This is a genomic window from Ideonella azotifigens, assembly GCF_006519715.1.
Lineage (GTDB): Bacteria > Pseudomonadota > Gammaproteobacteria > Burkholderiales > Burkholderiaceae_C > Ideonella > Ideonella azotifigens.
The window spans coordinates 1-7,628 of record NZ_VIDT01000238.1 but is presented as its reverse complement, the minus strand read 5'-3'; the positions used below and the strand labels follow the sequence as shown (position 1 = coordinate 7,628).

Genomic DNA, 7,628 nt, shown 5'->3' with positions numbered 1-7,628 from the left:
GTGATCGTGCGCAGCTCGGCCAATGTGCACGCCGGCGCGCGCAGCCGGCAGTCGGCCGTGGTGCACGGCGTGCTGCTGCTGGCCAGCGTGTTCCTGCTCACCGAGCTGATCAACCTGATCCCGCTGGCCTGCCTGGCGACCATCCTGATCTTCACCGGCCTGAAGCTGGCGAAGCCTTCGCTGCTGGTCACCGCTGCGCGCCAGGGGCCGGACCGCCTTCTGCCTTTTGTCGCCACCATTGCCGGCGTGCTGGCCACCGACCTGTTGATCGGCATCGGCATCGGGGTGGCCTTCAGCGTGGCGATGAGCGTGCGCGTCAGCCTGTTGCGGCCGTTCACCGTCGCACGGCATGACGACCATGTGCTGCTGACCTTTCGCAAGGACGTGACCTTCCTGGCCAAGGTGGCGCTCAAGCGAAGCCTGGCCCATATTCCCGATGGCAGCGTGCTGCTGGTGGATGCCAGCCGGGCCGATTTCGTGGACCCTGACGTGCGGGACCTGCTGGACGAATTCAGCGCCGACGCTGCCAGGCGCGGCATCCGGGTCGAATGGCATCGCCCGCCGCATGCGGTGACACGGCACACCGGCCTGTCCTTCAAATGGGCACGCGAGGCCGGCATGGCACGCTGAAGCCAGGAGGACATCGGGGAGCCGGGACGGACCGGCTTTTGCGTCGAGACCGGCCCATCATCAAGCCGATCCTCGCCATTGACGGTTGCTGCGCGCGGCCGGCCTTTCTTGACTTCGTAACCTGGCGCTGACGCTCGGTGAGCGGATGTGGCGCCACGGATTCAACTCGCATGCCCCGAGTCGCCGCGATGGGGCATCCGTCACTAGAATTGCGCCATTCACCGCTGCGGGCTTAGCGCCCGGAGCGGGTTTGGCCGTGCGCCTTCGCCGGCTGAAACGAGCTGGCGGCCTCGCAGGGGCTGGCCAAACCAGGTTCCCGCAGCGCGCCTGGCTCGGTGTCCCGAGCTGCATCAACGGCTGTCTGGCGCATGAAGCTGCAAGCGACAACCGATGTGATCCATTGCTACCAGGGCTGGGAGCTGAGGGTCGACGAGCACCAGCTGCTTGTGCAGGGCAAGCCGGTCAAGATCGGCCGGTCCGCCTTCATGCTGCTGCTTGCCTTGATCGAGGGGCGGGGAAGCGTGGTGCGCAAGGACGAGCTGATTGCCGCAGCCTGGCCGGGGCGAAGGAACGCCCGGTGGCCACCACCGTGCCGACGGCCTCGGCCGCTGTCTCCGCGGCCACGTCCCTTCTGAGACGCGACACCGATCTTGTGCAGGTGATCGGGCTCATGAAGCAGGTGCCGCTGGTCAGCAGCGTCGGCACCGGCGAGGTGGGCCAGACTTCGCTGGCGCGCATCGGTTTTCAGCGCCCGGCGCTGTCGAGCTGCGGCCAGTTCGCTGGCCGCCACACGTTTGTGGGACGTGCTCGCCTGCCGGCTGGGTTGCGCTCTCTCACAGAGGCCCATCCGGGAAAATACGTCGGTGAACGCGGGTGTGCCTGCTGAAGTGGCTCCTACACTCAAACAGGCAGTGCGCGTGAACCGTCCGCTGCCGACGCCCTTCGCGGTTGCTGTTGTTGCGGCGGCTGCGTGGCCAGGGAGCTACGTCAGATGCGGTGTGCGACGTACACGCCGCGAGCAGCAGTGGAATGGACATGGATGTTGCGCCCACTCTAGCCACGGTGGATTCGCTCGGGCTGGACCGACGCCTGGCGCGGTGGCTCGTGCTCGCCAACCTGGTGATGTTGGCGTTCCTTGCCGGCCTCGCCACGCTGGCCCTGCAAGGCAGCTACCGCACGCACGCACAGCGCGCCCAGGCCACCAGCGAGAACCTTGCCACCACGCTGCAGCAGACGATTGCCTCGGAGCTGGCCCAGGTGGATCTGGCGCTGCTGAACGTGAGGACCTCGCTGCGCCGCAGTGGCCAGACCAGCGAGTCGACCGACCCGGTCGTCGAGGCCGTGTTGGCCGATCAGATGCGCGTGCTGCCGGTGCTGGACAGCCTGCGCATTGCCGACGCATCCGGTCTGGTGCGCCATGGCCCGGGTGTGGCGGGCGCGCCGGTGAACATGAGCAACCGCCTAGTGTTCCAGCGTGCGCGTGACGAGGCCAGTGACAGCCTGCAGGTGTCAGAGCCGCTGCAGGCCCGCATCAGCCGCAAGTGGGTGATCGCGGTGGTGCGGCGGCTGGAGCGGCCGGATGGCAGCTTCGACGGGGTCGTCTATGCCACGCTTGCGGTCGATCATTTCCAGCAGATCCTTGGCGCGATGGACCTGGGGCCGCAGGACGCCGTGACACTGCGCAGTACGTCGCTGCAACTGATCGCACGCCACAGTCCGTTGGCTGCGGCGCAGCCGGTGCCGGTGGGCAACGCCGTGGTGTCGGCCGAGCTGGCCGCGGCGGTGCGGGCGAACCCGGCCAGCGGCAGCTTCATGTCCGTCACCCCGGTGGACAAGGTCGAGCGCCTGACTGCCTACCGACAGGTCAAACCGTATCCGCTGATGGTCCTGGTGGGCCTGGGCACCGAGGACTTCTTTTCGCCCTGGCACGAGCAACGCGCCCAGTTGCTGGGGCTGTTGCTCGCGTTGACGCTGGCGATGGCCGGGGGATCGGTGATCGCGCTGCGCAGCGCGCGGCGGCAGACGGCGGCCAGTCGTGCGCTGCTGGCCGAAGCCCGCCGCAGCGAAACCTTGCTGCGGGTGGCCTGCGACGGTATTCATGTGCTGGACCGCAGCGGCGCCCTTGTGCGCTGCAGCGACTCGTTTGCCACGATGCTGGACCAGGCCCCCAGGGCCATGCCGGGCCGCAACGTGCGCAGCTGGGAAGCGGTGATGACGGACACAGAGCTGGCCGAGCGCCTGCGCGGCATCCAGGTTGGCGAGACACAGCGCTTCGAAACCCGGCACCGTCGTCGTGACGGCAGCCTGATCGAGGTCGAGGTCCAGAGCCGGGCCGCCGAGATCGACGGCCGCGAGCTGATCTATTGCGCCGCGCGCGACATCACCGAGCGCAAGCAGATGCAGGCCGAGCTGGCCGAGTCGGCCCAGCGCATCCGCGACCTCTACGACCAGGCCCCTTGCGGCTACCACTCGCTCGACGCCAACGGCGTGTTCGTGCATGTCAATGCCACCAGCGCCGCATGGCTGGGACTTCCTGCCAGCGAATTGATCGGCCAGCGCCGCATCACAGACTTCTTCACCGACGAAGGCCGCGACGCCTTCGCCCTGAACTTCCCGCTGTTGCAGGCCACTGGCCGGGTCCAGGACCTCGAATTCGACCTGTTGTCGGCAAACGGTGCGCGGCGCAGGGTGCAGATCAGTGCGACCGCGATCTACGACGATCAGGGGCGCTTCCTGATGAGCCGCTCCGTGGTGCACGACATCACGCCGCTGCAGGAGGCCCAGGCCCTGCGGCTGGCCGCCGTGCAGCTGCAGGCCGAGAACCGCAACCTGCAGGCAAGCAGCCGGGTCCAGCAGGCGTTCCTGAACAATCTCTCGCACGAGCTGCGCACGCCACTCAATGCCGTGCTGGGCCTGTCCAGGCTGCTGCGCTCCGGCACCGTGGCACCCGGCTCGCCCAAGCACGAGGAATTCCTGGACCTCATTGGCCGCAGCGGGCAACAACTGCTGGGCCTGATCGACACCATCCTGCAGTACTCGCGGGCCGAAGCCGGCAAGCTCCCGCTGCTGCCCGAGCGCACCGAGCTGACCAGCCTGGTGGCCGAGTTGCAAGCCGTCTTCGAGGAGCAGCTGCAAGCCAGGCAACAGGTGCTGCAGGTGAGCATTGCGCCGGCGGTGCAAAGCGTCATGCTGGACCCGCTGCGCCTGAAGCAGGTGCTGGCCACCTACCTGGCCAACGCCATCAAGTTTTCGCCTGACCAGGGCGTGCTGCAGCTGCGCGCGCAGCGCGACGGTGACCGGGGCTTGCGCATCGAGGTGGAGGACCACGGCATCGGCATCGCCGGGTCCGACCTGTCCCGCATCTTCATGCCCTTTCGCCAGCTCAGCGAAGGCACCGCCAAGCGCTACGCCGGCGTCGGCATCGGCCTGGCGCTCGCCCGCCGCATCATCGAGTCACAAGGCGGCAGCGTGGGCGTGCGCAGCCGCGAAGGCCAGGGCAGCGTGTTCCACCTGGTGCTGCCGGACGTGGTGTGAGCCGGGCTGGTGGGTCGAAGGTCCGCCAGCCCGGCATCAGGCGCCGCGGTCAGGGCGCCACGACCGTTACCGTGGGCACCAGGTCGAAGCCCTGGATTTCGAAGGGCTTGTCGGGGGTGGACAGCCACAGCGAAGGGAAGTACTGGGCGCCGGACTGGAGCTTGGTGATTTGCGGCAGTGGCTTGGCGATGTTGCGGGTTTCGCCAGGCTGCAGCGTGATCAGCGTCTGCGCCTGGCCGCCGTCGCTTGGCACGCTGAAGGCGGTGGTATTGGCGGGCGAGCCGGTGGGTTGCACCAGGGCCGAGGTCCAGAAGGCCAGGGTCTTGGCGGTGGTGCCGGTGTTGCTCAGGTCGTAGCTGTAGCTGCACTTGCTGCCGGCGGGCAGGGCGTCGCCGTTGGCGCAGCCCTTCACGTTGGCCACGACGATGTGCTTGGGCGGGATGGTGAAGTTGGTGACCGGTGCGGTCGTGCCGTCGTAGTCGAAGGTGGCCGAGTAGCCGATGTCGAAGCCGGTGGAGCCGGTGGCCCAGAACTGGTAGCGGCCGGCAGCGAGCTTGCGGGTGTCGATGCTGAAGCTGCCGTCCAGGCCGGCCTGCGCGCCATCGATGTAGCCGGTGCACAGCGCATAGCCGGGCTGGGCGCAGGCGTACAGGTTGACGTAGGGCGGGAAGGGCTGGGTCACCGGTGTGCCGGTGTCAGCGTTCAGCAGGGTGCCGGTGAAGCTGACCGTGGTGGCGCCGGCAACGGACTTGCGGGCGCCCAGTGTGGCTTGGCGGGCCGCCTTTTCGCGCCGCAGATTGCCTTCATGGATCAGTTTGGCCTGCGTGAGGCTCAGGCTGCTGGTGCCACGGGCGGTGACGGTGAAGCCGAAGCCGGTCTGGCCCATGGTGGCCAGCGGCTTGCCGATCTTGCCGACGTAGACCGTGGCCTGGCCGGTCACGCCGGTGAGCGCGCTGGCAATCGGCAGCACCTGGCTGACAACGGCCGAAGCGCCGGCGGCGATCTGCACATGCGCCGGCGTGTAGGCCGCGGCACCGGTCATGAAGTTGGATGTGCCGTAAGGCGCGCCGCTGGGGCTGGCGTCCACCACGGTCCAGACGTCGACGTCGATGGCTGACGCGGTGGTGTTGGTGACCGTGACGCTGAAGCTGCAGTCACCCCCTTGCGTGCTGCGCTTGCAGGCGGTGGGCGAGGACAGCGTGACCGGCAGCGGCTTGACCTTCAGCGCGATCTTGGCAACGGTCTCCGGGCCTTCGTAGGCGAAGGGGGCGGAGTAGGTGCTGCCGTAACCGTTGGGCACGGTGTGCAGCTGGTAGTAGCCAGGGTCCATGCCGCCCAGCGACAGCGCAAAGCTGCCGTCGGTCGCAACCGGCAGGGTGACCACTTCGTCGCGGCAGGTGTCGTAGCCCGGGCCGTCGCAGTGCAGCAGCGAGACGGGGCCGAGGTTGGGCGGCAGCGGCTGGCCGGTGCTGGCTTCGGTGACGGTGCCGGTCAGGTAGGGCGCGGCCGGCTTGATGACCTTGAGGGTGTAGGTGCCCAGTTCGTAAGGGCTGCCTTCGAAGAAGAAGTCCGGGAAACCGGCGGCGGCGAAGATCACCACGCCATCGGCTGGCACCTTGAACAGCACACGCGAGTCCATGTCCGGGCCGGCGTAGTCGTTCATCGCGATCTGCTGGCAGCTGCTGTCGAACACGCCAACGATGCTGTCCAGCAAGCTGCCGCCGCCGCCGAGATTGGCCGACAGGTTGGCCTGCAGCAGCTTGCCGGGCGTGGCGGTGACGCGGTGGAAGTCCACGTCACCGGTGACGATCTCGCCGGTGACGGAGGTGCCCGGTGCGGCGCCGATGTCCTGCGCGATGGCGCAGCTGTTGTTGGGCTCGACTTCGGCCACCTTGGCCTGGACCCAGGGGCTGAGGGCGGCCAGCGCCAGGGCGAGGACGGTCTTGCGGGGAACTGCTTGGCTCATGATGAAGAGACTCCGGTGGTGCGCATCACCGAGCGATCTGCCGGTGTGTGTGCAGCCAGTTTCGCAACCGGTGTTCCTCATGGAAGGGGCTGGCCAGCCGATCCAGCAAAAACCAAGGGATTCCAGAAAAAAACCAGCCTGCTGCCGGCATGGCGGTCATGGAACCGGCAGCCGTTGCCTTTTCGTGCCCTGCGGAAGGCGCAGCTCAGGGGGCTTCTGGCACGCGCACCAGGTCGGCCTGCGCCGATCCCTTGCGTGTGACCAGCGCCTGGCCGCGGCCATCGACCGACAGCGAGCGGTAGGCGCCCACCGCGCCGGCCGGCAGCTCCAGCATTGTCTGGTCGTGGCCGCCGGCATCCCGGCGCAGCACCCGGTCGGCGCTGGCGCTGCGTGAGATGCGCCAGATCGCGCCATCGCGCCACCGCCAGTTGCCCCAGTCCTTGGGTGCCAGGTCTTCCAGCACCAGTTCGATGGGACCCCCGGTGCTGCCGTCGTCGTTCAGCGGCCGGCGCCACAGGCCGCGCAGGCCTTCACGGCTGAAGTACAGCCAGCGCCGGCCCTCGGTGCGCACTTCCTGTCCGAAGCGGGCCTGGTCGCCGGAGAGTTGGGTCAGCCCTTGCGTGGGCAGATCGAAGCGCCACAGCGCGGCGCTGCCGTTGTGATCGTCCGAGACCAGCATCAGCGAGCGGCTGTCCTCGCTCCAGCTGGCGTTGGACAGCATCGCCGGCAGCTCGATCACCTGAGGTTTGGCATCGGCCGGACCGTCCAGCCGGCCCACCACCAGGCGGTTGCCGGGGCGGCCGGCGAGCGGGGTCATGGCGGTGGCGTAGAACTTGCCGTCCGGGCTGCAGCCCGCCGGCTCGGGCGTGCCGTCTTCCGGCAGCGGCAGCTCGTGGGGCTCAGCCTGGGCGCCGTCGCGGTACCAGAGGCCGATGCGGCGCGAGCGGAACGAGATGAACAGCACGTGCTCCGCGTCTGCGCAGGCGTCGCCGTAGAGGTCGCGGCTGGTGGAGCGGATGGCCTCGCGAAGCTGCAGCTGCGCCTGCCCATCGGCCGCGGCGTAGCGCTCGATGTGGTCGTCGAACAGCTGCACGCTGGCGGCCATGTCGCCTGCAGCCCCCGCTCCGTTCGCCCCGGCGGGCATGGCGGTCAGGCTGGTCACGTTTTCCACCCGCGAAAAGCGCCGCGGCGCGCCGCCATCCCGGTCCACCTGCCAGAGCGCAAAGTCGCCCGCCAAGCCGGCGGAGAACACCACCGCGGTGTCGTCCTGCCGCCAGGCCATGGCCCAGATCGGCTTGTCGGCCTCGATCAGTTGCAGCGCTTCGCCGCTCTGCACGTCCAGCCGCAGCAGGCCGGCCACTGTGTCCTTCAGCAGCATCACCGCCAGGTGTTTGCCGTCATGCGACCAGTCCATCTGCCCATAGCCCAGGCCGGCGGGCGCCTCGGCCAGCGTGCGTTCCTGTCCGTCCGCCAGGCGGCGAAGCTGCAGCCGTTGGCC

6 protein-coding genes are annotated in these 7,628 nt (G+C 68.6%); 4 read left to right on the top strand and 2 right to left on the bottom strand.

Going from position 1 to position 7,628, the window contains the following annotated elements:
* From FKP22_RS15310 to FKP22_RS15300, 4 genes are all read left to right on the top strand, one after another.
* The coding region (locus FKP22_RS15310) for a SulP family inorganic anion transporter (RefSeq protein ID WP_141288337.1) at positions 1-630 on the top strand (630 nt) is incomplete at its 5' end.
* Positions 631-998: 368 nt separating this feature from the next.
* The gene (locus FKP22_RS32110) at positions 999-1,265 is read left to right on the top strand and encodes a winged helix-turn-helix domain-containing protein (protein ID WP_170200920.1); all 267 of its coding nucleotides are present in this window, start codon (positions 999-1,001) and stop codon (positions 1,263-1,265) included.
* Positions 1,208-1,516, top strand: coding sequence for a hypothetical protein (locus FKP22_RS15305; RefSeq protein ID WP_141288336.1), 309 nt, complete (start codon positions 1,208-1,210; stop codon positions 1,514-1,516). Before FKP22_RS32110 ends, FKP22_RS15305 begins: the two co-directional genes overlap by 58 nt.
* Before the next feature lie 149 nt (positions 1,517-1,665).
* On the top strand, positions 1,666-4,164 hold the full coding sequence (locus FKP22_RS15300; protein WP_170200919.1) for a PAS domain S-box protein: 2,499 nt from the start codon (positions 1,666-1,668) through the stop codon (positions 4,162-4,164).
* Between the two features lie 49 nt (positions 4,165-4,213).
* Here FKP22_RS15300 and FKP22_RS15295 read toward each other — a convergent pair whose 3' ends face one another.
* Complete coding sequence (locus FKP22_RS15295) at positions 4,214-6,130, bottom strand: hypothetical protein (RefSeq protein WP_141288334.1); 1,917 nt, start codon at positions 6,128-6,130, stop codon at positions 4,214-4,216.
* 205 nt (positions 6,131-6,335) lie between these two features.
* On the bottom strand, positions 6,336-7,628 hold a 1,293-nt coding region (locus FKP22_RS32105; protein ID WP_211361420.1), incomplete at its 5' end, for a TolB family protein.